The 23,248-nt window shown below is 69.4% G+C and carries 20 protein-coding genes; 13 read left to right on the top strand and 7 right to left on the bottom strand.

What is annotated here, in order from left to right; translation table 11 throughout:
- Positions 1-29: 29 nt before the first annotated feature.
- The 10 genes from AB7878_RS05260 (at position 30) to AB7878_RS05215 (ending at position 9,434) form a co-directional block, all read left to right on the top strand.
- Positions 30-551, top strand: a complete 522-nt coding sequence (locus AB7878_RS05260) for an RDD family protein (protein WP_077482326.1) — start codon at positions 30-32, stop codon at positions 549-551.
- The gene (locus AB7878_RS05255) at positions 551-1,231 is read left to right on the top strand and encodes an RDD family protein (RefSeq protein ID WP_369493346.1); all 681 of its coding nucleotides are present in this window, start codon (positions 551-553) and stop codon (positions 1,229-1,231) included. Before AB7878_RS05260 ends, AB7878_RS05255 begins: the two co-directional genes overlap by 1 nt.
- The gene (locus tag AB7878_RS05250) at positions 1,228-2,208 is read left to right on the top strand and encodes a stage II sporulation protein M (protein WP_369493345.1); all 981 of its coding nucleotides are present in this window, start codon (positions 1,228-1,230) and stop codon (positions 2,206-2,208) included. The genes AB7878_RS05255 and AB7878_RS05250 overlap by 4 nt, the downstream gene beginning before the upstream one ends.
- Positions 2,198-3,709, top strand: a complete 1,512-nt coding sequence (locus AB7878_RS05245; RefSeq protein WP_369493344.1) for a DUF4129 domain-containing protein — start codon at positions 2,198-2,200, stop codon at positions 3,707-3,709. Before AB7878_RS05250 ends, AB7878_RS05245 begins: the two co-directional genes overlap by 11 nt.
- The gene (locus AB7878_RS05240; RefSeq protein WP_369493343.1) at positions 3,706-4,803 is read left to right on the top strand and encodes a DUF4350 domain-containing protein; all 1,098 of its coding nucleotides are present in this window, start codon (positions 3,706-3,708) and stop codon (positions 4,801-4,803) included. Before AB7878_RS05245 ends, AB7878_RS05240 begins: the two co-directional genes overlap by 4 nt.
- Positions 4,800-5,825 (top strand): AAA family ATPase, encoded by a 1,026-nt coding sequence (locus AB7878_RS05235; RefSeq protein WP_439653768.1) that lies wholly within the window; start codon positions 4,800-4,802, stop codon positions 5,823-5,825. Before AB7878_RS05240 ends, AB7878_RS05235 begins: the two co-directional genes overlap by 4 nt.
- A 130-nt stretch (positions 5,826-5,955) precedes the next feature.
- Positions 5,956-7,263, top strand: coding sequence for a DUF58 domain-containing protein (locus AB7878_RS05230; protein WP_369493342.1), 1,308 nt, complete (start codon positions 5,956-5,958; stop codon positions 7,261-7,263).
- A 597-nt stretch (positions 7,264-7,860) separates the two neighbouring features.
- The gene (locus tag AB7878_RS05225; RefSeq protein ID WP_369493341.1) at positions 7,861-8,505 is read left to right on the top strand and encodes a hypothetical protein; all 645 of its coding nucleotides are present in this window, start codon (positions 7,861-7,863) and stop codon (positions 8,503-8,505) included.
- A 64-nt stretch (positions 8,506-8,569) separates the two neighbouring features.
- Positions 8,570-8,956 carry a VOC family protein gene (locus AB7878_RS05220; RefSeq protein WP_369493340.1) on the top strand — a complete coding sequence of 129 codons (387 nt, stop codon included), beginning with the start codon at positions 8,570-8,572 and terminating at the stop codon, positions 8,954-8,956.
- A 100-nt stretch (positions 8,957-9,056) separates the two neighbouring features.
- Entirely contained in the window at positions 9,057-9,434 is a 378-nt protein-coding gene (locus AB7878_RS05215) for a hypothetical protein (RefSeq protein WP_369493339.1), read from the top strand.
- 306 nt (positions 9,435-9,740) lie between these two features.
- On the opposite strand, the gene fusA is transcribed toward AB7878_RS05215, so the two are convergent.
- The gene (fusA, locus tag AB7878_RS05210; RefSeq protein ID WP_369493338.1) at positions 9,741-11,780 is read right to left on the bottom strand and encodes an elongation factor G; all 2,040 of its coding nucleotides are present in this window, start codon (positions 11,778-11,780) and stop codon (positions 9,741-9,743) included.
- Positions 11,781-12,482: 702 nt separating this feature from the next.
- On the opposite strand from fusA, the gene AB7878_RS05205 reads away from it, so the two are divergent.
- The 3 genes from AB7878_RS05205 (at position 12,483) to AB7878_RS05195 (ending at position 16,221) form a co-directional block, all read left to right on the top strand.
- Entirely contained in the window at positions 12,483-13,250 is a 768-nt protein-coding gene (locus tag AB7878_RS05205) for a hypothetical protein (RefSeq protein WP_369493337.1), read from the top strand.
- 31 nt (positions 13,251-13,281) lie between these two features.
- Positions 13,282-15,234, top strand: coding sequence for a hypothetical protein (locus AB7878_RS05200; protein WP_369493336.1), 1,953 nt, complete (start codon positions 13,282-13,284; stop codon positions 15,232-15,234).
- A 108-nt stretch (positions 15,235-15,342) separates the two neighbouring features.
- Complete coding sequence (locus AB7878_RS05195; protein WP_369493335.1) at positions 15,343-16,221, top strand: hypothetical protein; 879 nt, start codon at positions 15,343-15,345, stop codon at positions 16,219-16,221.
- A 16-nt stretch (positions 16,222-16,237) separates the two neighbouring features.
- On the opposite strand, the gene AB7878_RS05190 is transcribed toward AB7878_RS05195, so the two are convergent.
- From AB7878_RS05190 to AB7878_RS05165, 6 genes are all read right to left on the bottom strand, one after another.
- Positions 16,238-16,519 (bottom strand): helix-turn-helix domain-containing protein, encoded by a 282-nt coding sequence (locus tag AB7878_RS05190; protein WP_369493334.1) that lies wholly within the window; start codon positions 16,517-16,519, stop codon positions 16,238-16,240.
- Positions 16,520-16,582: 63 nt separating this feature from the next.
- Positions 16,583-18,349: a xanthine dehydrogenase family protein molybdopterin-binding subunit gene (locus tag AB7878_RS05185; RefSeq protein ID WP_369493333.1), complete on the bottom strand. Its 1,767-nt coding sequence runs from the start codon at positions 18,347-18,349 to the stop codon at positions 16,583-16,585.
- Positions 18,346-18,852: a twin-arginine translocation signal domain-containing protein gene (locus AB7878_RS05180; RefSeq protein ID WP_369493332.1), complete on the bottom strand. Its 507-nt coding sequence runs from the start codon at positions 18,850-18,852 to the stop codon at positions 18,346-18,348. Before AB7878_RS05180 ends, AB7878_RS05185 begins: the two co-directional genes overlap by 4 nt.
- Positions 18,849-19,385: a (2Fe-2S)-binding protein gene (locus tag AB7878_RS05175; RefSeq protein ID WP_369493331.1), complete on the bottom strand. Its 537-nt coding sequence runs from the start codon at positions 19,383-19,385 to the stop codon at positions 18,849-18,851. Before AB7878_RS05175 ends, AB7878_RS05180 begins: the two co-directional genes overlap by 4 nt.
- A gap of 51 nt (positions 19,386-19,436) precedes the next feature.
- Positions 19,437-20,759, bottom strand: a complete 1,323-nt coding sequence (locus tag AB7878_RS05170) for an APC family permease (protein ID WP_369493330.1) — start codon at positions 20,757-20,759, stop codon at positions 19,437-19,439.
- A 340-nt stretch (positions 20,760-21,099) separates the two neighbouring features.
- Complete coding sequence (locus AB7878_RS05165) at positions 21,100-23,022, bottom strand: S53 family peptidase (RefSeq protein WP_369493329.1); 1,923 nt, start codon at positions 23,020-23,022, stop codon at positions 21,100-21,102.
- Positions 23,023-23,248: the final 226 nt, after the last annotated feature.

Below are 23,248 nucleotides of genomic sequence, written 5' to 3'. Positions count from 1 at the left end.
GCGGCCATGGACAGCAACCGGGGGAAAGTATGGAAAGCAATCCGTACGCGGCGCCTGCCGCGGTCGTGGGGGACGTGGGCGGCAGCGATGCCGCCGATCTGGAAAGCCGCAAGGCCGGTCGCGGCAAGCGCCTCGGCGCGGCGATCATCGATGGCTTGATCAATCTGCCCTGGCTCGGTTTGTTCGTTTGGGCGGGCGTGATGTATTACAGCGCGACTCGGCAGGGATTTCCGGCGCCGCATACCGCCGGCATGCTGATCTTCCTCGGCTTCCTGCTGATGCTCGGCGTGTTCGTGGTCAACTGCGTGATGGTGCACCAGAGCGGCCAGACCATCGGCAAGCGAATGCTGGAGATCGCGATGGTGCGCACCGACGGCAGTCCGATCACGTTGCTCCGCTACATCTTCCTGCGCGTGGTGCCGGTCGTGCTGCTCGGCATGATCCCGCTGGTGGGGCGCTTCGTCGGCCTGATCGACCCGCTGCTGATCTTCGGCAAGGAACGTCGTTGCCTGCATGACCTGATCGCCGACACCATCGTCGTCGACGTTTGATGCTGGACTCCGTCCGCGAGATCGAGACGCCCGAAGGCATCTCGCTGCGCCTGCGTGCGGCCGGCCCGCTGCCGCGCGCGCAGGCGTGGATGATCGACACCATCATCCGCCTCGTGCTGCTGATGCTGGCGATGATTCCGCTGTCGCTGTTCGGCACCGGCGGCCGCGGGCTGGCGATGCTGGCGATGTTCGCCCTGCTGTGGGCGTACTGGGTGGTCTGCGAGCTGTGGCTGGACGGGCAGAGCCTGGGCAAGCGGGCGCTGGGCCTGCGCGTGGTCAATGCCGACGGCACGCCGGTGACCTGGTTGCCGTCGGTGACGCGCAACCTGCTGCGCGTGGTCGATGCGCTGCCCGGCGTGTACGGCGTGGGCCTGGCCAGCACCCTGGTCGATCCCGGCGCGCGCCGGCTCGGCGACATCGTGGCCGGCACGATGGTGGTGCATGCGAAGGAATCGTCGTTCGGGCATCAGGTGCCGGCAGCGCCGGCGCAAATGTTGCCCGTGCCGCTGGCGCCGGAGGAGCAGGCCGCGCTGGTGGATTTCGCCGAGCGTGCGGATCAGCTCACCGTGCAGCGCCAGGAGGAACTGGCGAACCTGCTGGAGCCGCTGACCGGCTGCCGCGACACCGCCGCGGTGGCGCGCCTGCTCGGTTACGCGAACGGCCTGCTGGGGCGCCCATGAAGCAGGAGCGCTTCGTGGCCTTGCACGCGCAGGAGTGGGATGGCCTGCAGGCCTGGCTGGGCGAGCTCGACCGCCAGCCGAAGCGCGGCATGCGCAGCGAGCAGGCGCTGGATTTCCCGGCGGCCTACCGGCGCGTCTGCCACCACCTCGCGTTGGCGCGCGGGCGCGGCTACAGCCACGAAGTCACCGAGCGGCTGCAGCAGCTGGTGCAGCGCGGCCACCGCGTGCTGTACCGCCCGCCGCCGCCGCGCTGGCACCGTGCGGCCGCGTTCCTGGTCGCCGACTTCCCGCGCCTGGTGCGCGCGCAGTGGCGCTGCATGGCGCTGGCGGCGGCGCTGTTCTACGTGCCGGCGCTGCTGCTGCTGGCCTGGCTGCAGGTGCATCCGGAGTTTGCGCACACGCTGTTCAGCAGCGCGCGGCTGGCCCAGTTCGAGCGCATGTACGACCCCGCCAATCCGCACCTGGGCCGCAGCAGCGGCACCAACCTGCAGATGTTCGGCTTCTACGTGTTCAACAACGTCGGCATCGCCTTCCGCACCTTCGCTTCCGGCCTGCTGTTCGGCGTGGGCGCGATCTATGTGCTGGCCGCGAACGGCATCATCGTCGGCGGCGTGGCCGGCCATCTCGTCGCGATCGGCTACGGCGGTCCGTTCTGGCGTTTCGTGGTGACGCATTCGGCGTTCGAGCTGAGCGCGCTGGTGATCGCCGGCGGCGCCGGCTTGCAGCTGGGGCTGACCCTGCTCGCGCCCGGCCGGCGGCGGCGCGGGCCGGCGCTGGTCGAGGCCGGCTGGATCGGCGCGAAGCTGGCGCTGGGCGCGTTCGCGATGCTGGTGGCGGCGGCGTGCATCGAGGCGTACTGGTCGTCGCAGGCATGGTTGCCCGATCCGCTGCGTTTCGGCGTGGCCGCGCTGGCGTGGCTGCTGGTGCTGGGCTGGCTGGGTTTCGGCGGCAGGGCGGGGCGGCGGCATGGAGCTTGAACGGATCGGCGTGGTGCTGCGTCCGCGCGAATCGCGCGAGGCCCTCGATCTGGGCGCGACGATGCTGCGCGCGAATGCCGGCGCCGTGTGGTCGGCGTGGTTCGCGTTCAGCCTGCCGCTGTTCGTGCTGGTCAACGCGCTGGGCCTGCTGCTGCAGCTGCCGTGGCTGGGCCTCGTGCTGACGTGGTGGCTGCTGCCGCTGTTCGACCGCGTGCCGCTGTACGTGCTCTCGCGCGCGGTGTTCGATCGCGCGCCGCGCTGGCGCGAAACCCTGCGCGGCCAGCGTGGCCTGCCGTGGCGGTCGACCCTCGCCAGCTTGAGCTGGCTGCGCCTGGACAGCCATCGCGCGCTGCGCCTGCCACTGGAATTGCTGGAAGGCGCTTCGCGCTCGCAGCGCAGCGCACGCTGGAAGGTGCTGCGCCGCAAGCTGGTGGGCGAAGCCAGCCTGCTCACCTACGGCTGCCTGCAGTTCGAGCTGGTGCTGTTCCTCAGCGTCTGGCTGCTGGCGCTGTGGCTGTTGCCGAACGAATGGCGGCCGGCCTCGTTCGCCGACTTCTTCCGCCATGACGTGCACGCCAGCGGCACGGGCTGGATGCTGGCGGCCTCCGCCGTGGCCTACCTCGCGATGAGCGCGATCGAGCCGCTGTACGTGGCATGCGGCTTCGCGCTCTACCTCAACCGGCGCACCCAACTGGAAGCCTGGGACATCGACCTCGCGTTCCGCCGCCTGCGCACGCGCCTGCAGGACGCGGGCAAGCTGCTCGGCCTGCTGCTGTGCCTGGGCTTGCCGCTGGCCGGCCATGCCGCGTCGCCGGCGCCGCCGGCCGCGAAGAGCGCGGCGGTGAGCGCGCCGCAGGAGGTCTTCCGCCAGCCGCTGGACGAGGACGACCGGCGCTTCGCAGCGGCTGCGGCGCAGGTGTACCGCGATCCGCGTTTCGGCGGCGAACATCACGTGCGGCGCTGGGAATTGAAATACAGCCGCCCGCCCACGCAGCAAGACGTGAACACGGGCTTCGCGCCGTTGCGCATGCTCTCCGGCCTGCTCAACGCCTTGCTGTGGTTGGCGCTGGGCGCGGCGGTGGCGGCGCTGGTCTGGTTCGCGTGGCGCTGGAGCAGCGGGCTGCGCGACGAGGCGCTGCCGTCGTCGTTCGAGGCGAACTTGTCGACGACGGTGGACGAGACGCCCGAAACCCTGCCATCGGACGTGGCCGGCACCGCGCGTGAGTTGTGGCAGGCGCGACGTCGGCGCGAGGCGCTGGCGCTGCTCTACCGCGGCTGTGCGGAGCGCATCGCGCAGCAGCTGCAACTGCCCGTCGCCATCGACGCCACCGAGGCGGACTGGTTGCGCCACGCCGCCGCGCTGGGCGACCCGGCGCGCACGCGTCGTGCTGCCGCGATCGTGCGCACCTGGCAGTTCGCCGCCTACGCCGACCGCTATCCCGACCAGTCCGCGTTCGAGCAATTGCTCGACGGCTGGCCGCTGCAGGGAGGCGCGGCATGAAGCATCGCGGCCTGCTCGTCGCCGCTCTGGTGCTGCTGGGTGCGGCGGTGCTGGTCGGCCTGTTCCTCGCCACGTTCCAGCGGCGCGACGTGGTCGAGCCGACCCCGGCCAGCGGCGCGGCGCAGACCAATCCGCTGTTCGCACTCGAACAGACGCTGCGCGACATGGGCGAGCCGGCGGCGTCGCTGACCACGCTGGACCCGCGCCAGGTGCCGCTGCGGCCGGGCGACACCGTGCTGGTCGGTGCCGACGCGGGGCGCATCGATGCGGACACCGCCGCGCGGCTCGTCGCGTGGGTGCGCCAAGGCGGTCATCTGCTGCTGGCGCCCGATGCAGGCGCACGCGCGCCGGTGTTCGCGGCGCTGGGCCTGCTCGATCCGCGCCCGAGCACGTTCGGCTGCAGCCGCCTCGGCGACGAGAAAAAGGCGGCAAGTCTGTGCGGCCTGCGCTTCCGGTTGAAGTCTGCGGCAGCTTCCAAGTCGGATGCAGCGATCGGCAACGCCGACGACGGCTACCTGTTCGCGCGCACCGCGCTCGGCCGCGGCCACGTCAGCCTGCTTGCCAGCTTTGCGCCGCTCGAACGGCAGCAACTGAAGCAGGCCGAGGCGCAGCGTTTCGCCTGGCGCCTGCTGGCGCCGAACCGCGGCCGCGGCCAGATCTACCTGATCCATGCGCTGGACGGCCAGCCGTTCCTCAAGCTGCTGGCGACCCGCGGCTGGCCCGCGCTGCTGGCGCTGGCCGCGCTGCTGGCGGCGTGGATGGCGATGCGCAGCGCGCGGCTCGGCCCGCTGCTGCCCGCACCTGCGCCGCATCGTCGCGCGCTGCTCGAACACGTGCAGGCTGCCGGCGAATTCCTCTATCGCCGCGACGGCGGCCGCAGCCTGCACCAGCTGGCCTGCCAGGCCGTGCTGGCGCGGCTGCGCCGGCGCGATCCCGCCAGCGTGCGCTTGAACGGCGAGGCCTTGTACGCGCGCCTCGCCGAACGCGGCGGGCTCGATGCCAGCCAAGTCGCGCAGGCCTTCCAGTCACCCGCGAACGCGCAGGCGTTCCGCGCTTCCCTATTCACCCTGGCGCGACTCAGGAGCCGCCCATGACCACCGAAACCCCGATTGCTCTGGCCGCTGCCCCGGCTGCCGCACCGGCCGCCGCGATGCCGATGTCGATAACCGAGCTGGGCGAACGCGCCCGCGCACTGCGCGAGCAGGTCGGCCGCGCCTTCATCGGCCAGCCCGAGGTGTTCGAGCAGGCGCTGTTGGCCCTGCTCGCCGCCGGCCACGTGCTGGTCGAAGGCGTGCCGGGGCTGGGCAAGACCCTGCTGGTGCGCGCGCTGGCCGCCGCGGTGGGTTGCAGCTTCGGGCGCATCCAGTTCACCCCCGACCTGATGCCGGCCGACGTCACCGGCCACGCGGTGTACGACCCCAAGACCGAATCCTTCCGCATCCGCCGCGGCCCGGTGTTCGCCAATCTGCTGCTGGCCGACGAGATCAACCGCGCGCCGGCCAAGACCCAGGCCGCGCTGCTGGAGGCGATGCAGGAAGGGCAGGCCACCATCGAGGGCCGCCGCCTGCCGCTGCCCGCGCCGTTCATGGTGGTGGCCACGCAGAACCCGATCGAGCAGGAGGGCACCTACGCTCTGCCCGAGGCCCAGCTCGACCGCTTCCTGGTCAAGGTCTTGATCGGCTACCCGAGCCTGGAGGACGAGCGCCGCATGGTGGCGGAAGTGGTCGACGGCAAGCTGGCCGCCGACCTCGACGTGTCGCAGGTGCAGCCCGTGGTCGACCAGGCCGGCCTGCTGGCGATGCAGCGCGGCGTGGCCGCGATCCGCATGGATGCCGCGGTCACCGACTACGCCGTGCGCATCGTGCGCGCCACGCGCGAATGGCCGGGCGTGATCGGTGGCGCCGGCCCGCGCGGTGGTTTGGCGCTGGCGCGACTGGCGCGGGCGCGCGCCGCGCTCGACGGCCGCGACTTCGTGGTGCCCGACGACGTGCGCTCGGTGGTGCTGCCCGCCCTGCGCCATCGCCTGTTGCTGGCGCCGGAGGCGCTGCTGGAACGCCAGCGCCCGGACGACGTGCTGGCAGCGTTGCTGCACAAGGTGGTCGCGCCGCGGCAATGAATAACTTTCGAGCTGCCGTTCCTCTGCTCGTCACTCCGGCGAAAGCCGGAGTCCAGTGCCTTTGCCTTCAAGAGCCCGAAGTCACTGGTCCCCAGCTTCCGCTGGGGCGACAAAGCCGTGTGAAGCATCCATGAGGCCCGCTCCGCTGATGCTGTGGCTGCTGCTGCTCTGGACCGCACTCGGCGTCGCGGCCAGCCTCGGCCGGTTGCCGCTGTCGGCATGGCTGGACGCCGGCGCCGCGCTTGCCGTGCTGGCTGCGCTCGACGCCTGGCGCCTGCGCCGCATCGCCTCGCCCGAACTGCAGCGCGAACTCGCGCCGGTGCTGCCGCTGGGGCCGGAGGCGAGCGTGGCGCTGCACCTGCGCAATCCCACGAAGCGCCGCCAGTCGCTGCGCTTGCACGATCTGCATCCCGGCGGCTGGGCGGTGCGCGGCATGCCGCGCCGGGTGAGCCTGCCGCCCGGCGGCGCGCTGCGGCTGGACTACGCCACCACGCCCGATGCGCGTGGCCTGTTCCAATTCGGCGGCTGCCATGCGCTGCTGCCGTCGCCGTGGCGGCTGTGGCACGGCAGGCGCGTGCTGGGCGAACCATCCGCCACGCGGGTGTACCCGAACTTCGCGGTGCTGGCTGAACTGGCCGGGCTCAGCGTGGAACTGGCTTCGCGCAGCGTGGGCGCGCGCCTGCAGCGGCGCCGCGGCGAAGGCACCGAATTCCAGGAGCTGCGCGACTACCGCGTCGGCGACAGCCTGCGCAAGATCGACTGGAAGGCCACCGCGCGCAGCCATCGGCTGATCTCGCGCGAATACCGCGAGGAGCGCAACCAGCAGGTGGTCCTGATGCTCGACTGCGGCCGCCGCATGCTCGCGCAGGACGGCCCGCTGGCCCACTTCGACCACGTGCTCAACGCCTCGCTGGCGCTGGCCAGCATCGCGCTGCGCGAAGGCGACGCGGTGGGCCTGCTGGCCTGCCTCGGCCAGCAGCAACGCTGGCTGCCACCGCAGCAGGGCAGTGGCGGCATGGACCTGCTGCTCGGCGCCGGCTACGACCTGCACGCCCAGCCGCTGGCCACCGACTACCTCGCCGCCGCGAACGCCCTGCAGGTGCAGCAGCGCCGGCGCGCGCTGGTGATCCTCGTCACCAACGTGCGCGACGAGGACGACAAGGAACTGCGCACCGCGCTCAGCCTGCTCTCCCGCCAGCACCTGGTGGTGCTGGCCAGCCTGCGCGAACAGGCGCTGGACGAAGCCGCCCACGACCCCGGCGCCACGCTGGAAACCACCATCCGCAGCGCCTCGGCGATGCACTACCTCGCCGAGCGCGAACGTGTGCACGAGACGCTGCGAAGGGAGGGGGTGAATGTGCTGGATGTGCGGTGTGCGGAGCTGTCGGGGGCGTTGATCGAGAGGTATCTGGCGATCAAGCGGGGGAATCGGTTGTAGCGGAGGGCGAGCCGACATGAGAGTGGGCGCGATCTGCCCATGCCGCTGCCCACCCCGGATGGGAGGATCGTCGCGTGGTCGACACCACCGGGAAAGGCTGCTGGATTAGACGGCGGGATTAGGCGGCGTGAGCAGGGACGCGTTGATTTGCATGGCAGGCTTCCGTTGGTAGTGCCCCTGGTTGATGAGTTAGGCCACGAAGTTAAGCTCTTCATTCAACAATCGAATTTAAGTTAGGGGTCAACCCGAGGAAAAGTGATGACGATATCAAAGCTGCAGCGATGCGCTCTCGTGATCTATGTGTGTGAAGTAGTCGCGGCCATGCTATTTCCACCCTACGAAACAACGTTATCCTCCGGTAGCGGAGCTCAGCATTACAACTTTGGCTACCACTTTTTGTTTACCCCGCCCGGCCCTCAAGGACAGCTATATTTCGGATCTGTAGACGCAGGGGTACTTTTGGTGGAGCTGTTGGCTGCGACCTTGGTTGTGGTTGCCATGTTTATACTGCTACGGCGAGATTAAACCCTTAACCACTCATTCAAGTTGGTGGCTTCGCCACCGCTCAATTCCAGCGTTAGCCCTCTAAGGATAGCCATGTTTCACAATACCAAGGTCACTAAAAAACTAGCGAACAAGATCGGAAGAGCTGCCGATGAGGCTATTGATAGTTACCATGCTCGCCTCGTCGAACAAGAGCCTCAAATAACTGATCGCTTTTTAGCCGTCTGCCAACATTCGATCAACAGGCTACGGATTGGAGGTGTCCAATGGTCAGCCAAGACATTCAGTGATCGTGGCAATAACAGCCAAGAGAAGCGCTATGGTGCGGATTTCCTCTGCTCTTTCTCCATGGCGCTTCCCACCTTTAGCGTGAGCAAAGGATTTTTGGCTCAAGCTAAACGCGTTGAGCCAAGCGATTCGTTCTCATCCAAGGACTACTCGGACATGAAAGAGCAGTGCGAGAAGATGCTATCTCTTTCGGCATCATCTTTTGTGTTTCTTTATTCCCGGCAGGCAGGTGTTACGGTTATCCCTGCAATTTCGGTAGTATCTGCGAGGACGTGCAATCCACACGAACTAACGTCAAAGGGGGTTTCTGCCTTCTTCGTCGACCACTTTGAGTGCTTTGTGGGTGATCGCAACATTGTCATTCGGTCACCTTCTGGTGTTGATGGGCTGCTTGAGGAGCTAAACGCCCGTAGAGGCCTCGAAATTGTTGGTCATGGCGAGGAGAGCTAGCAATTCATTTTCCGTAAATTGGACGGAGGCAATTAATTAATTGCGGGTTGCTCGGAGACCTAGCATGAAACGAGTTACCGGCATTGGCGGCATCTTCTTCAAAGCCAAGGACCCGAAGGCCCTGGCCGAGTGGTACAGGGTCCATCTGGGCGTCGAGGTCCAGGCGTGGGGCGGCGCGGCGTTTCACTGGGCGTCGCCCGACAATTCGTCCGGCACCGGGACGACGGCGTGGAATCCGTTTGCGGCCGACACGGACTACTTCGAACCGAGCCAGGCGCCTTTCATGGTCAATTACCGGGTGGTCGACCTGCACGCCTTGCTTGCCGCCCTGCGCAGCGAAGGCTGCAACGTGGTCGACAAGGTCGACGAATCGGAATTCGGCAAGTTCGGCTGGGTCATCGACCCGGAGGGCAACAAGGCGGAGCTGTGGGAGCCGCCGGCCGGCCAGTGAGCCGGGGCAAGGGGAGCGGGGAGGGCAGGCACATTGCGGCAAGTCGGGGCAGGGTGTTGCGCCTGCCCCTCACGTCATTCAAAACCGATCAGGGGGAGTCATGGAAAATCCGTATCAGAGTCCGGGTGCCGTGGTGGAGGACCGGGAAAAGCCGAGCTCGTCGCTGGGTGACGTGGCTTCCGGGCAGAAGCTGGTGATCTACGCGATCCTGCTGTACTTCCTGGCCGCCGCGCTGCGCACCGCGGTTGGTCCCATCGCTGCGCTGGCCTTCCTGGCCTGCCTTGTCATGTCGTGGGTGGGCATCTACAAGATCGCCCGCGGCCTGGACTATCCGATCTGGTGGCGGATCGTGCTGCTGGTGCTGATGCTCGTCCCGCTGGTGGGATTGATCGAGTTGCTCGTGCTGAGTTCCAAGGCCACGTCGCGGCTGCGCAAGGCTGGGTATTCGGTGGGGTTGCTGGGGGCGCGGGATTACTAGGCTCGTACCCCACCGTTCACCCTGAGCGTAGGCCCGCAGGGTCGAAGTCGAAGGGCGGTCGCTGCTGGGCGCTTCGACTTCGCTTGCTGTCGCAAGCTACGCTCAGCGCGAACGGTATTTCTCGCTGAGTGGCGTCGTTAATCGGGTCCGAACGTGTGAGGCGAGGGCGCCCAAGAGCGCGTGCCTGATGTCGAAAGCGGGCTGTCCTGCCCGCTTTCGACTCGCCGGGTTCGGCCTTGACCGAACCCGGCTCCGCCGGATCAAACGCCGAGGCGTTTGATCCGCGAGCGGCCCGACCGTGGGCCGCTAGTCTTCCTCGACTTTCGGTTTCCAGGCTTCGCTGAGCTGCTTCTGCACCGGCGCGGGCACCGGTTCGTAGTGGCTGAGGTCCAGGCTGTAACGGCCGCGGCCGCCGGTCATGGCCTTGAGTTCGGTGGGGTAGTCGGTGAGTTCGGCGAGCGGGGCCTGGGCCTTGATCAGCAGTTCGCCGCCGCGCCGGCTGTCGGTGCCGAGGATGCGCGCGCGCTTGCCGGCGAGGCCGCCGGTGACGTCGCCGACGTCGCTCTCGGGGATCGCCACTTCCACGTCCACGATCGGCTCCAGCACGATCGGGCGCGCCTTGCCCACGGCGTCGAGGAAGGCTTTCTTGCCCGCGCTGACGAAGGCCACTTCCTTGGAGTCGACCGGGTGGTACTTGCCGTCGTAGACGGTGACGCGCAGGTCCTGCAGCGGGAAGCCGGCTACCGCGCCGCGTTCCATCGCCTGGCGCACGCCTTTCTCGATCGCGGGCAGGAAGGTGCCGGGGATCACGCCGCCCTTCACCGCGTCGACGAACTCGAAGCCGGCGCCGCGTTCCAGCGGCTCCACGCGCAGGGACACCTCGCCGAACTGGCCGGCGCCGCCGGTCTGCTTCTTGTGGCGGTGGTGGCCCTCCGCCTTGGCGGCGATGGTCTCGCGGTAGGCGATGCGCGGCGGGTGGGTGACGACTTCCACGCCGTAGCGTTCGCGCATGCGTTCCAGCGTTACCTTGAGGTGCAGCTCGGAGAGGCCGCGCAGCACGGTCTCGTTGAGTTCCTTGTGGTGCTCCATGCGCAGGCAGGGGTCTTCCTCGGCCAGCCGCCCCAGCGCGTTCGCCAGCTTCTGCTCCTGGCCCTTGTGCTTCGGTTCCAGCGCGAGGCCGAACATCGGCTGCGGGAAGCGCATCGGCGCGAGGTGGATGCGATCCTCCTCGTGCGCGTCGTGCAGCACGGCGTCGTAGTGGATCTCCTCCACCTTGGCCACCGCCGCGATATCGCCGGGCACTGCCTGCTCGATCTCCACGTGGTTCTTCGCATTGAGCCGGAACAGGTGGCCCACCTTGAACGGCTTGCGGCCGTCGTCGACGAGCAGTTGCGAGTCGCGGCGCACGGTGCCTTGCCACACGCGGAAGACGCCGAGCTTGCCCACGAAGGGGTCGTTGACGATCTTGAACACGTCGGCGATCACGTGCTGCGCGGGGTCGGCGTTGACGGTGATCGCCTCGCCCTCGCCGTTGACGAAGGGCGGCGGGTTGCCTTCCGCGGGGTTCGGCAGCAGGCGTTCCGCAATGTCCAGCAGCTCGGCCGCGCCGGTGCCGTTGCGCGCGCTGACGAAGCAGATCGGCACCAGGTGGCCTTCGCGCAGGCATTGCTCGAACGCGTCGTGCAACTGCTGCGGCGTGAGCGCGGCCTCGCCCTGGTCGAGGTAGGCGCCCATGGTGGCCTCGTTGATCTCCACCACCTGGTCGAGGATGCGCTGGTGCGCGGTGGCCAGCGAGGAAAAGTCGGTGGCTCCGGTGGTGTGGAAGAAGCAGTCCAGCACCTGCTTGCCGCCTTGCGCGGGCAGGTTCACCGGCAGGCATTCGGGGCCGAACTCCTCGCGCAGCGCTTCGACCAAGGCGCCGAGGTGGGCGCCTTCGAAGTCGATCTTGTTGACCACCAGCACGCGGGCGAGGCCGCGCCTGCGCGCGTGATCCATCATGCGGCGGGTGCCGTGCTCGATGCCGTTGACGGCGTTCACCACCACCATCACGGTTTCCACCGCGGCGAACGCGGACAGCGTGCCGCCGCGGAAGTCGTCGTAGCCGGCGGTGTCGATCAGGTTGATGCGGCAGCCGCCGCGGTCGATGCCGGCGATGCAGCTGTCGATGGAATGGCCGCGCGCCTTCTCCTGCGCGTCGGTGTCCGACTGCGTGGTGCCGCGCTCCACCGAACCGGGCGCCTGGACCACGCCGCCGGCGTGCAGCAAGGCCTCGAACAGCGTGGTCTTGCCGCTGCCGGCATGGCCGGCGAGCGCGATGTTGCGGATGCTTTCCGTGTGGTAGGACACGATGCGACCCTCCTCTTGCAGAGGCACGGACTCGCAAGGCATGAACGGCGCCGTACGAGGCCGCGCATGGCGGCTGACGGGCCGTCATGGTCGTCCGGGCGCGGACGCGGGGGCGGTCATGGCGGGTGAGTCTGGCGATGGTACGTCGCGGCGGGGTTAGCCTCGCGTCAACGCCGGCGGGAACCGCCGCAAGGTATCGCGGTCTGAGAGCCGCGCCGCGTTTTTCTCTCCCACTGCTTGCGGCCTGATTGGCGTCGATTCTCAGCAAAAAAGTCCCGTTCGCGCTGAGCGTAGCTTGCGCCAGCAAGCGTACGCGAGGAGCAGCCACGGATGGCTGCGCTTTGGTGAGCGAGGAAGTCGAAGCGCCGCGCTGCCCCTTCGACTTCGGCCCTTCGGGCCTACGCTCAGGGCGAACGGTGGTGGGCTGCTGAGGGTCGATGCCAATCAGGCTGCGGGCAGGGAAGGGAACCCCTCTGCGTTGTCGCCCATACGGAGCCATCCCATCGTCCACCGAACGCAGGCCGAAACCCGCGCCACGCCGCCGCCCGGCCCCGACCGGGACGGCGCGCTGGCGCTCGACCTCGCGACCCTCGCGCGCCTGCGCCAGCTGCGCTGGCGCGAGCCATCGCGCGGCTACCGGCTGGCGTGGCTGGTGCTGGTCGTCGTGGTGCTGCTGCACCTCGTGTTCGCGGCGATGGTGTGGTGGGCGATGCGGCCGCCGCCGTTGCGCGAGGGCCGGCGGCGCCGACCAGCGAGGTACTGGAGGTGCGCTTCATCCCCGCCGCCACCGCGCCGGCCGCGAAGGCGCCGCCGCCCGTGCCGCTGCCACCGCCGCCGCCGCGCGCACCGCCGCGGCATGCCGCCGAACTCGCGGCGAAGAACGCGCTCAGCGTGCAACTGCCCGCGCCGGCGGCCAGCGTGGCGCCGCCGCGGCTGTTCGACCGCAATGGCCAGGCGATCCTGCCGGCCACTGCCGCCGGCACGCCCGTGCCGGACTACGTGCAGGGCATGCCGCAGGGCGACACGCGGATCATGCGGCACGACAGCCCGGTGAAATACCAGGCCACCCGCTTCGACAAGGACTGGGGCCGCACCAGTCCCATCACCGACGCGCTGCAGAAGGTGGTGGACAAGACCACGGTGAAGCACACGTTCCGTCCGCTTCCGGGCATCCGCATCCACTGCGCGGTTTCGCTGGCGATGCTGGCCGGTGGCTGCGGCGGCGATCCGCCCCCGCCACCGTCGGCAAAGGACGGCGACGCGCGTCTGAACATGGCGCCGGCACCGCTGGCCACGAACCCGAACGCGCCCAAGCCGCCACCGCTGTCTGAATGCATCGCGCTGTACCGCGCCGGCAAGCCGCTGGCCGATGGTTGCCCCAGCGACACGCCGTACCGCGCCACCGACGCAGCCATGCGCGAGGAACAGGAGCAGCGCGAACGGCGCGCGAAGCAGGCGGTGAAGCACTGAGAGTTGCAGCAGCGCCCGCTACACTCGCCGCATGCCGCTGCCCACGGACCCGAACGCGCCGCGCCCGCCCGCCCAGCGGCCGGCGCAGGTGCTGCTGAATTCGCCGCTGGCCGCTTCCTCGCACATGCTCAACCAGCAGGCGCGGAAGCGGCCGCGGCCGCCCGTGTTGTGGCGGCGCGTGTTCGCGCTCGCCGGCAGCCTGCTGGTGCACCTGGTGTTCCTGTTCGCCTTCATCCTGGGGCCGGCGTGGGAACCGCCGCCGGTGGGCGAGGCGCCGGCGGCGCAGCTGAAGCTGCGCTTCATCGAGCTGCCGGATCTCGCGCCGCCACCGCCGCCGAAGGGCGAGCCGCCGCGCCAGGCGGGGCCGGTGCACCCAGGCCACGCGGCGACGAGCCCGGGCGTGCGGCGCAACGCGAGTGCGGCCGCGCGACCGGCGCCGCGTGCGCCTGCCGTCGCCGCGCAGGCGGCGGCCGTGCCGCCCGCGAAGGCGGTCGCCGCTCCACCGCCGCCGCCCAGTCTGCCGCAACCGGCGCCCGTGCCACAGCTGCAACCGGTGCCGCTGGCGAACCAGCCGCCGCCGGTGAACCTGCCCAAGCCCACGCTGCAGCCGCCGGTGCCGCCGAAATTCCAGCCGCAGCCCGTGCGTGCGCCGCAGGCCGAAGGCAACCAGCCGATGCCGCCACCGCCTTCGCTGGCGCTGCCCACGCTGCCGCCCCAGGCGCCACCCGTGGTCGCGCCGCCCAGCGTGGCGCTGGACCGCGTGGTGCCAAACACCGTGGCGCCGGCCATCGCGCAGCCCATGCACGTGGACCTGCCCGCGGCGCCGCCCGCGCCCGAGTTGCAGGCCGTGCCGCTGCCGGCGCAAGCCGCGCCGCAGGTGAGCCTGCAGACCACGCTGAATGCACCCGCGCCGAACGCGCCGCGGCAACTGCCGAAACTGCAGGCACCGGCGCCGGTCGAGGTCGCGGAGCAACCGCTCGCTGCGGTCCCGCAGACCACGCCCGCCACACCCAGCGTGACGCCGGTGCCCAAGGCCACGCTCGAGATCGCCAACGATCAGGCGCTCACCCGGATCAGCCAGCCGGCGCCGGTGGCGTTGTCGCCTGCCGAAAGCACGTCGGCGCCGGCCAATCCATCGACCACCGCACCGGCGACCGCCGCACCGAGCGAGATTGCCGGCAAGGCAGGCGAAACCGCCGCACCGGACGTCAGCACTGCGCCGAACGCGAGCCCGCAGGGCAGCGACAACGCCCGTCCCGGCGAACCGCAAGGCAGCAGCAGCGCCAGCGAGACGGCCGGCGTGCACGGCAACGGACCGCCGGCGTCGCACGGACTGGGCCATGCCACCACGGGCGCCGCCGGCAAGGGCGAGGGTGAGCAGCCGGGGGCGCGCGAAGGCGCGGGCACCCCCGGCGCGGGCGCGCAACCGTCCGGCCAGGCGCCGGGCAGCGTGCCGGAATACGTGCAACTCAAGCCCACCGGCGACACCAATGTGATGCGCCACAAGATCAACGGCATCAGCTACAAATCCACGCGCTTCGACCCGTACTGGACGCCGCCCGGCGAGAGTTCGATCGACACCGCGCTGCGCCACGCGGCGGAAAAGACCACGCTGCAGCACACCTTCCACCTGCCGCGCGGCATCCGCATCAAGTGCAAGGTGATGCCGCTGGTGCCGGTGGCGCTGCTGGGTTGCGGCGACGCCGACTCGCCGCCGCCGGCAGCGGCGCAGAAGGTCTACGACCGGCTCAACCTGCCGGCCGTGGCCGGCGGCAGCGTTCCCAGCGTGCCGCCGCCCGCGCCGGCCGCGAGCGCGGCGGCGACGGCGCCCGTGGTGCTGGACAACCGCGTGCAATGCGCCGAGGCGCGCGTCGCCGGCGGCCTGATGCCGCCCGGCTGTCCGCCGACCGAACCCGTGTTGAAGGGGCGGGTGCCGGCCACTTCGTCGAGTTCATGGGTGCCGGCCAGCGACCAGTTCCATTGAGGGTTGCCACGTATCCTGCTGCGTGCAGCCAGAGAACTTGCCCGATCGAGGCGTATGCTTTTGCCCGCTTGGTCGGGAGGTCGGATAATGATCCGGTTGGTGCGACGCATGCTTGACGAGGTTGCGCTTCGAGTCTGCGCAGGGTTCGCTACGTGTCTGGTTTGGCACGTCGCATCGGCAGCAGTGGCGAAACCGTTGCCGTCGGCTGAAATCGACCGAGTGGTGGTCGCGGCGATTCCAGCGTGGCAGGGCAAGCCGGCAGAGGTGCTTGATCGTCTGGATTTGAGCGAGCCATTTGCGACGGTCAGCCAGTGGACGCTCGTGGTGGCGCGTGATCCTGACCCGAGTGCAATGCCGGGGTTCACGGATCCAGGCGCGCTGGCGGTCTGCTTGGTCAAGACGCTGGCTGTGGAGTGTTCCGAGAAATACGGCCCCACGAAAACCTACCCGTGGACGAACACGGCGTACGCCCTGCGCACGGCCAAGGTGGTGCATGCGGGCGCGAGGGAAAACGCCCCGCTGTTGCTGCTGCAGACTTGCTCGACGTCCGGCATGAACGGCAATTGCGACATCCGCACGGTGCTGTACGCCTACAGTCGTGCTGCGGATCGCTTCCACCCGGTGTTCGTCAATGACACACGCGGCAGCAACAACAATCAAGACGCGCGCTTCGTCGAGCACGGTCCACTGCGCGGCGACGTGATTGTGAACTATCCCACCGATCATGCGCCCTACGCCTACTGGATCGAGGTCTATGCGCGGCGCGGCGTGGGCGACTACACGCGCATCCTGCGCTATCGCGGGCATACGGGCTATGGTGATGGCAACGTGCTGGCTGTCGCCGATTCCGAGATGCCAGAAATCCTGCGGCGGCTGGGAAAATGGCAGCTGGGCGATGCGCTGCCGGTGCCGCCGCAGTCACCGAAGGGCTGCGGCCGGCTGATCCTCCGGCGCGGCGTGGAATGGTGCGACTTCGCCTCGCGCTGACACGTGCAGATTTCGCTCAGGCCGCGTCCAGCGCGAGATGGACACGCCGTCCCAGCGCCGTGGCGATGTTCACCAGCGCATCGAGCGAGAAGCGGGATACGCGGCCGCGCAGCAGATCGTTGATGCGCGGCTGGGTCACGCCGCAGCGCTCGGCCGCTTCGCTCTGCTTCCAGCCGCTGGCGTTGATGATGGCAACGATCTGCTGCATCAGTTCGGCGCGGGCACGCAGGTTCGCCGCCTGCTCCGGCGTGTCGGCGATGGCATCCCATACGGCGGCATAGGTTTCGTGCTTGCTCATGGCGAACCTCCGCTAAGTTCGGCGTAACGGGCCCGCGCCAAGTCGATCAAGCTTGCGCGTTCCTCACGACAGCCGCAAAAACTCCTTCATCAGCGGCAGCCTGCGCACGCGCACTGCGCTGACGCGGAACACCGCGTTGGCGAGGGCGGGGGCGGCGGTGGGCATGGCGAGGAAGCTGGCGCCGGTGGGCGGGCGGTTGCCGCCGTCGACCACGATCACTTCCACGCTGTTCGGCAACTGGGCCATGCTGGCGAGCGGGTAGCTCTTCCAGTCGCGCTGCTGGACCTGGCCGTCCTTGGTGGTGATGGCGAGGTTGAGCGCGGTGGAGAGCGCGTCCAGGGTGGCGCCGGTGATCTGGCCTTCGAGGCCCAGCGGGTTGATCACGCGGCCCACGTCCACCGCGCAGACGACGCGCTCGATGGCCAGCTTGTCGCCTTGCAGCGAGGTCTCGATGGCGTGCGCCACGTAGGCGCCGTCCATGTGCCAGCACGCGAGCCCCAGGCCGTTGACGCTGCGCAGCCAGTTCTTCCACTCGATGCGGTCGGCGACCAGCTGCAGCACGTTGCGCAGGCGGCCGGTGTCCAGCGTGCCGCCGTTCTTCAGCGCGATGTTGCGCGGCTCGCCGAGCAGGCGCAGGCGGGTCTTGAGCGGATCTTCGCGCAGCTGGTGGGCGAGTTCGTCGATGAAGCTTTCCGCCGCGAACGCGTTGCTGAGCTGCGGCATCGCGCGGTGCGGGCCGCGCGGCAGCGTGGATTCCAGCGCGTACCAGTCGCTGCGGTAGTTCGGCACCAGACCGGCGGGCAACTGGTCGGGCAGCACTTCGGACGTCCACAAGCGGTCGGCGGGCACGCCGCGGCCGCTGAGCGCGGAGGCGCTGGCGAGGCGCTGGTTCCAGGCGACGATGTTGCGCCTGGCGTCGATGATCGCGCCGATCTTGTGCACGCTGGCGGAGCGGTACCAGTCGTGGGCGAAGTCCTGCTCGCGCGTCCACAGCAGGCGCACGGGCTTGTTCACCGCCTGGGCCAGCATCACCGCCTCGGCCACGTAGTCGTGGTCGAGCCGGCGGCCGTAGCCGCCGCCCACGCGCGGCACGCGGATCTCGATCTTGTCGGCGGCGAGGCCGGTGAGGCGCTGCACCACGGCCCAGGCCTGTTGCGGCGCCTGGGTGGGCACCACGAGGCGGGCGTGGTCCTTGTCGACGTGCGCGAGGCAGTTCATCGGCTCGGGGCAGGCGTGCGCCAGCCAGGGTTGGTAGTAGCTGGCCTCGAGGCGGTACGCGGCATGCTTGCCGGCCTTGTCCACGTCGCCGTCGTCGCGCACTCGGGTGGTGGGTGCGGCCTTGCTGTCGAGCAGGGCGATGGCCTGCTGTTCCAGCGCGCCGCTGCCGGCTTCGGCGGCGGCGCCGGGCTTCCACTCCAGCTTGAGCTGGTCGCGACCCGCGAGCGCGGCCCAGGTGTCCTCGGCCAGCACCGCCACCGCGGGCGCGATCACGGTATGGCCCGGCGGCTGGCCGGGTTCGGGCTTCAGGTGCATCACCTTGACCACGCCTTTCACCGCGAGCGCGGGCGCGGTGTCGATGCTGGACAGGCTGCCGTCCGGCCACGGGCAGTGCAGCAGCACGGCGACCAGCGCCTCGGCCTCGTGGTGGTCGATCGCGTATTTCGCCTGGCCGGTGACGATGGCGTGCGCGTCCACGTCGCCGACCGGCTTGCCGATCAAGGTGTAGCGCTCCGGCGCCTTCGGTGCCGGCGCCTGCGGCGGCAGGTCCAGCTTGCTGGCGTCGTCGACCAGGCTGCCGTAGGTGACGCGGCGGCCGTCCGGCGCGATCACCGTGCCGGCCTCGCAGCGCAGGCGATCGGCGGCGATGCCGAGCCGGCGCGCGGCGGCCTGGTGAGCAGCCAGCGCGCGAGCGCGCCGGCTTGGCGCAGCTCGGCCCAGGCGGCGGGGATGGAGTCGCCGGTGCCGCCGCGCTGGCGGCCGTAGGTCCAGTGCGGCTGGCCGTTGTCGTTCGCGCCGACGCCCAGGCCCAGCGGCACCACGCTGACGCGGTTCCAGTCGGCGTCCAGTTCGTCGGCGATGATCATCGGCAGCGCGGTGGCGACGCCGGTGCCGGTGTCGGGATCGCGCGCGCCGATCAGCACGTTGCCTTCGGCGTCGATGCGCACGTAGGCGCCGAGTTCCTGGAAATGGTTGCCCAGCCATTCCGGCGGCAGCGGCGGCTCGTCGGCACGGGCCATGCGCACGCCCACCACCAGCGCGCCGGCGGTGCCGGCGAGGACCTGCAGGAAGCGCCGGCGTGACAGCCGGATGCCGTTCGAGGCGTTCGCGCTCATGCCTGGCCCGCCTTGCCGGCGGCGGCGCGCTTGATCGCGGCGCGCACGCGGGTCTGGCAGCCGCAGCGGCAGGTGTTGGTCAACTGGTCGATGTCGGCGTCCGTGGGTTGCGGCTTGCGTTTCAGCAGGTCCACGCCCGCGATCAGCCAGCCCGGCGTGCAGTAGCCGCAACCGATCGCGTCCTCGTCGATGAAGGCCTGCTGCAGCGGGTGCAGGGCGCCGTCGTTCGCGGCCAGGCCTTCCACCGTGGTGATGCGCTTGCCGTCCAGCTTCACCATCGGCTGGGTGATCGCGGACACCGGCTTGTCGCCCACCAGCACCAGGTCGGAACCGTTCTCGCCGTGCGCGCCGCCGTACTTGGTGCCGGTGAGCCACAGCACGTCGCGCAGGTACCACAGGAGCGGCATCTGCGGGTCGCCGGTGTGGACGAAATGCTCGCCGTTGATCTCGACCGCGATGCCGCTGCGCACCGCCGCGGGCACGATGTTGTTGTCCGGGGTGACCGGCACACCGTGGGCTTGGGCTGGCGCCATGCGGGATCTCCTCAGAACCGTATCCGCGCATTGTGGCATTGCCGCGGCCGGCTAGGAACGCGTGGCGCTGAACAGGCGGCGCCAGCACCAGTAGACCGGCACGCCGGCCAGCATGATCAGCACGCCCATGCCGGTGTTGTACGGACTGTCGCGCAGGCTTTGCACCACCACGAGCGCAACGGTGGCGATGAACAGCAGGGGTGTCAGCGGGTAGCCGGGGACGCGGTAGCCGGGCTCGGCGAGGTCGCGGCGGCGGTAGAGGAACAGCGTGGCCACGCCGATCGCGCACGCCAGCCAGTCGCCGAACGTGGCGTAGTCCAGCAGTTGTCCGTAGCTGCCCGACAGCGCCAGCACGCTGGCCCAGCCGGCCAGCAGCAACAGCGCGAGGTTCGGGGTGCGGTGCCGCGGATGCAGGCGGCCCACCACGCGGAAGAACAGCCCGTCCTCGCCCATCACCTGCAGCACGCGCGCACCGGCGAGCAGGGTGATGTTGCAGAAACCCAGCGTGGAGATCGCGATGCCGATGGCGATCAGCCTGGCGCCCGTGCCGCCGGCCACGCGTTGCATCACGTCCGCCGCCGGCGTGCGGCTGGCGGCCAGTCCGGCGTGGCCGAGCACGGCGAGATAGGCCACGTTGACCAGCGCGTATGCGGCGATCACGCCCAGCATGCCCAGCAGCAGGGCGCGTGGCAGCGTGCGCTGCGGCTCGCGTACTTCGCCGGCGAGGTTGTTGAGATAGGTGAAGCCGGAATACGCGAACAGCACCGGCAGCGCCGCGCCCATGAAGCCCGCGCCGGCATGTGCGGGATCGCCGGCCAGCACCGGTGTGCCCGCGCCGGCGAGAAACAGGCCGCAGACCACCAGCACCGCCACGGCCAGCAGCTTGAGCACGGTGAACAGGTTCTGCAGCTGCACGCCCAGCCGCAGGCCGAACAGGTTGATGCCGGCCACGAACACCAGCGCGCCCACGGCCAGCGGTGTCGTGGCCGCCGCCGGCAGGTCGAACACGGCCGCCGCATAGCTGGCGAAGATCGTCGCCACCGCCGCGGTGGAACCGGAATAGATCACCAGCAGCATCGTCCAGCCGAACAGGAAACCCGCCAGCGGCCCGAACGCTTCGCGCAGGTATACATAGCTGCCGCCCGCCTGTGGCCGACGCGCGCCCAGCTCCGCGTAGCACAGCGCGCCGAGCAGGGTGAGCACGCCCGCGCCGATCCACACCGACAGCAGCGCCAGCCCCGAGCCGGTGCGCTGTGCGGCAATGCCGGGATTGAGGAAAATGCCGCCGCCGATGATGCCGCCCATCACCACCAGCGCGGCATCGCGCATGCCGAGACGGCGGACATAGCCGCCGGACGAAGTCGATACGCTCATGGAATCCCGCCGCGGGAAAGGACCGCGGCGAGCATGGCGGGAGCCCGGTCGTGCGGCAAGTCCCCGCCAACGGACGCGGCATCGGCGCCGCTGCGCAGGGCCCGATGTTCATGCCGAATGGCGGCTGCAAGTGTGCTGCCGCATTCCCGGGAATGCGCGGCCCGCGCGCATGGGGCACGCGGGCACACCATCGGAAAACATCAGACAGGGAAGCCATGAAGGCGAGAACATCGACATGTTCCCGGTGTTCGCCGAATTCCGCTTCTGGGTTTTTACCGGTGGAAAAGACAACGGCCGCTCGCGCGGCCGTTGTCCCGACGATGGAAGTCGTGCGTGGGTCTCAGCGACCGCCCAGGAACAGGTTGAGGTTGGCCACGTTGAGCGTACCGATGCCGGCGCCCGGCGTGTAGTTCGGTGCGCCGTAGTAGAACCAGTTGTCGCCTGCGTTCACGCTGTTGAAGGCCGACCACGGGCCGTAGCCGAAGATGTTCTGCAGCAGGTACACCTGCGGATTCCAGAAGCCCACGCGGTGGCCGGTGCTCTGCGTCAGCAGGGCGCTGATGCCGTTGAGCTGGGGCGCCACGAAGCTGGTGCCGCCCGCCGAACCCAGTCCGCCGTCGGTGGTGGAATACAGCACGTAGCCGGTTTCCGGATCGGCATTCAGCGCGATGTCCGGCACGTTGCGGCCGCGGAAGTTCGCGGGCAGGGCGAGCAGGGTGGTGGGGCCCGCGCTGGGGTCGTTGTAGACCAGCGCCTGCTTGCGCTCGCTGCGGCGGATGCCGCGGGTGAACCACTGGTAGAACGGTTCGTTCCAGTACACGCTCACGCCGCCGCCGCCGCCGACCGAGAACAGCTGGGCGCGCCAGCCGCCGGGGATCGGGGCATAGGCATCGAGATAGACCTGCAGATAGTCCCAGCCCCACACGCTCTCCTGCGTGATGGAGGTGGTGGGGTCGCCCTGGATGCCGAAGGTGAACGGCACGGTGGTGCCGCCGGCGGCCGTGATGAACGGATCGGAGGCCGGCGAATCCACGGTCAGCGGCGCGCTGAACTCACCCGGGCCGGTGCCCGTGCCCAGTCCGCGCACGGTGTCGTAGGCGCCCGAATCGCCGGAGGCGGCGAACACCGACTGTCCCTGCACGGCCGCTTCGAGGAAGATCTGGTGGAAGGCGCGCAGATCGCCGACGTCGGTGGTGTCGGTGTCGCTGGCGCCGTTCACGTTGAGCGCGGCGAAGTTGAAGATTTCCGGCGCGCCCCAGCTGGTGGAAATGCTGTCGGCCTTGTTGTCGGAAACGGCTTGCGCGAACGCGTCGGTGAAGCCGTTGCCGGCGTTCGGCGCGTCGTAGACGACGATGTTCGCCCACGGCGCGATGCCGCCGGACTGCTCCACGTCCAACGCCGTCTCGCCGCTGCCGCCGTCGAAGACGCCGCCGCCGTCCACGTGCACCTGGGTGATGCGGTTCGGCTTGGTGGCCAGGCCGATGTCGCTCCAGTAGGTCTGCGCATCGGACGGATAGAAGTTGGACAGGGTCACGATCGCCACCGTCGAACCCTTGCCGTTGATGCCGTGCTGGTACAGCGGATTGATGTTGTAGAAGTTCGCCACGTCGCCCACGGTGTAGTCGCCCGGTATGCCGGTGGCGGTGGGGTTGCCGCCGGGCGTCTTGGCGAGCGCCTTGAGCGTGAAGGTTCGCTGCGCCGTCGCCGGCAACTGGGGCAGGTTGATGCGGTGTGACAGGAACTGCCGCTCGTTGCTGAGGCCGCTGACGAAGATCACGCTGCCGGCCAGCGCGGCGGGCATCCGTGGCGCGGTGGCGGGGCGATGGAAGCGCCGGCCGCTGCGCGCGGAGACGTACTCGTGGATCGGCGCCTGGAACATCGCGCCGAGCTGGGCCGGCGTGGCGCTGGTCTCGATCGCCAGGTGGCTGGCCAGCACCGTGCTGGAGAGGCCTTGCTGGCGCAGGAAGGCCTGCACCCGTGCGATGTCCGCATCGCTGGCGCCGTACTGGCTGGCGAACTCGGCGGTGCCGAGGAACTGGCGGTAGTGCGCCGAGCCGGGAGTGATGGTCTGCCGGATGTAATCCTCGAGCGCCGCCTCGTGGCGCAATTTCAGGATCAAGGTGACGTGCACGGGCTGGTTCGAAGCGGCCAGGCCCATGTCGACGTTCGGCCGCACGTCGGCGGCCCACGCGGCGGTGCCCACGCCTGCGAACAGCAGGGCGAGGCAGGTGGCCAGGGATTTGCGATGCAGTTTCGCGAACATTGCGCTTCCTCCTGATGGCAAAGATTCGGGCGTGCACGGGCGACGACGCGTCGCCGCCACGCCTTACGGTTGATCCGCAAGAGCGTTTCGTCGAGATGAACTGATGAAGGGTTGCCCCAGCGACGTCGTCGGTCTCCCCTGACGACTGGCGTTGCGCCGCCCGGCGAGCCTACTCCGGAGCCTACGGCGCCGATAGCCGTGCAAGAAATTGCGAGAAGATCGCAAG

Source organism: Rhodanobacter humi (genome assembly GCF_041107455.1).
Lineage (GTDB): Bacteria > Pseudomonadota > Gammaproteobacteria > Xanthomonadales > Rhodanobacteraceae > Rhodanobacter_A.
This window is presented reverse-complemented; position numbering and strand designations above follow the sequence as displayed.

Bases quoted from the DNA above. Each gene is read 5' to 3' on its own strand.
- AB7878_RS05190 (WP_369493334.1), bottom strand. From the start codon at position 16,519: ATGAGCAAGCACGAAACCTATGCCGCCGTATGGGATGCCATCGCCGAC.
- AB7878_RS05175 (WP_369493331.1), bottom strand. From the start codon at position 19,385: ATGGCGCCAGCCCAAGCCCACGGTGTGCCGGTCACCCCGGACAACAAC.
- AB7878_RS05250 (WP_369493345.1), top strand. From the start codon at position 1,228: ATGAAGCAGGAGCGCTTCGTGGCCTTGCACGCGCAGGAGTGGGATGGC.
- AB7878_RS05260 (WP_077482326.1), top strand. From the start codon at position 30: ATGGAAAGCAATCCGTACGCGGCGCCTGCCGCGGTCGTGGGGGACGTG.
- AB7878_RS05220 (WP_369493340.1), top strand. From the start codon at position 8,570: ATGAAACGAGTTACCGGCATTGGCGGCATCTTCTTCAAAGCCAAGGAC.
- AB7878_RS05165 (WP_369493329.1), bottom strand. From the start codon at position 23,022: ATGTTCGCGAAACTGCATCGCAAATCCCTGGCCACCTGCCTCGCCCTG.
- AB7878_RS05195 (WP_369493335.1), top strand. From the start codon at position 15,343: ATGCTTGACGAGGTTGCGCTTCGAGTCTGCGCAGGGTTCGCTACGTGT.
- AB7878_RS05240 (WP_369493343.1), top strand. From the start codon at position 3,706: ATGAAGCATCGCGGCCTGCTCGTCGCCGCTCTGGTGCTGCTGGGTGCG.
- AB7878_RS05200 (WP_369493336.1), top strand. From the start codon at position 13,282: ATGCCGCTGCCCACGGACCCGAACGCGCCGCGCCCGCCCGCCCAGCGG.
- AB7878_RS05235 (WP_439653768.1), top strand. From the start codon at position 4,800: ATGACCACCGAAACCCCGATTGCTCTGGCCGCTGCCCCGGCTGCCGCA.
- AB7878_RS05245 (WP_369493344.1), top strand. From the start codon at position 2,198: ATGGAGCTTGAACGGATCGGCGTGGTGCTGCGTCCGCGCGAATCGCGC.
- AB7878_RS05255 (WP_369493346.1), top strand. From the start codon at position 551: ATGCTGGACTCCGTCCGCGAGATCGAGACGCCCGAAGGCATCTCGCTG.
- AB7878_RS05230 (WP_369493342.1), top strand. From the start codon at position 5,956: ATGAGGCCCGCTCCGCTGATGCTGTGGCTGCTGCTGCTCTGGACCGCA.
- AB7878_RS05170 (WP_369493330.1), bottom strand. From the start codon at position 20,759: ATGAGCGTATCGACTTCGTCCGGCGGCTATGTCCGCCGTCTCGGCATG.
- AB7878_RS05225 (WP_369493341.1), top strand. From the start codon at position 7,861: ATGTTTCACAATACCAAGGTCACTAAAAAACTAGCGAACAAGATCGGA.
- AB7878_RS05180 (WP_369493332.1), bottom strand. From the start codon at position 18,852: ATGAGCGCGAACGCCTCGAACGGCATCCGGCTGTCACGCCGGCGCTTC.
- AB7878_RS05215 (WP_369493339.1), top strand. From the start codon at position 9,057: ATGGAAAATCCGTATCAGAGTCCGGGTGCCGTGGTGGAGGACCGGGAA.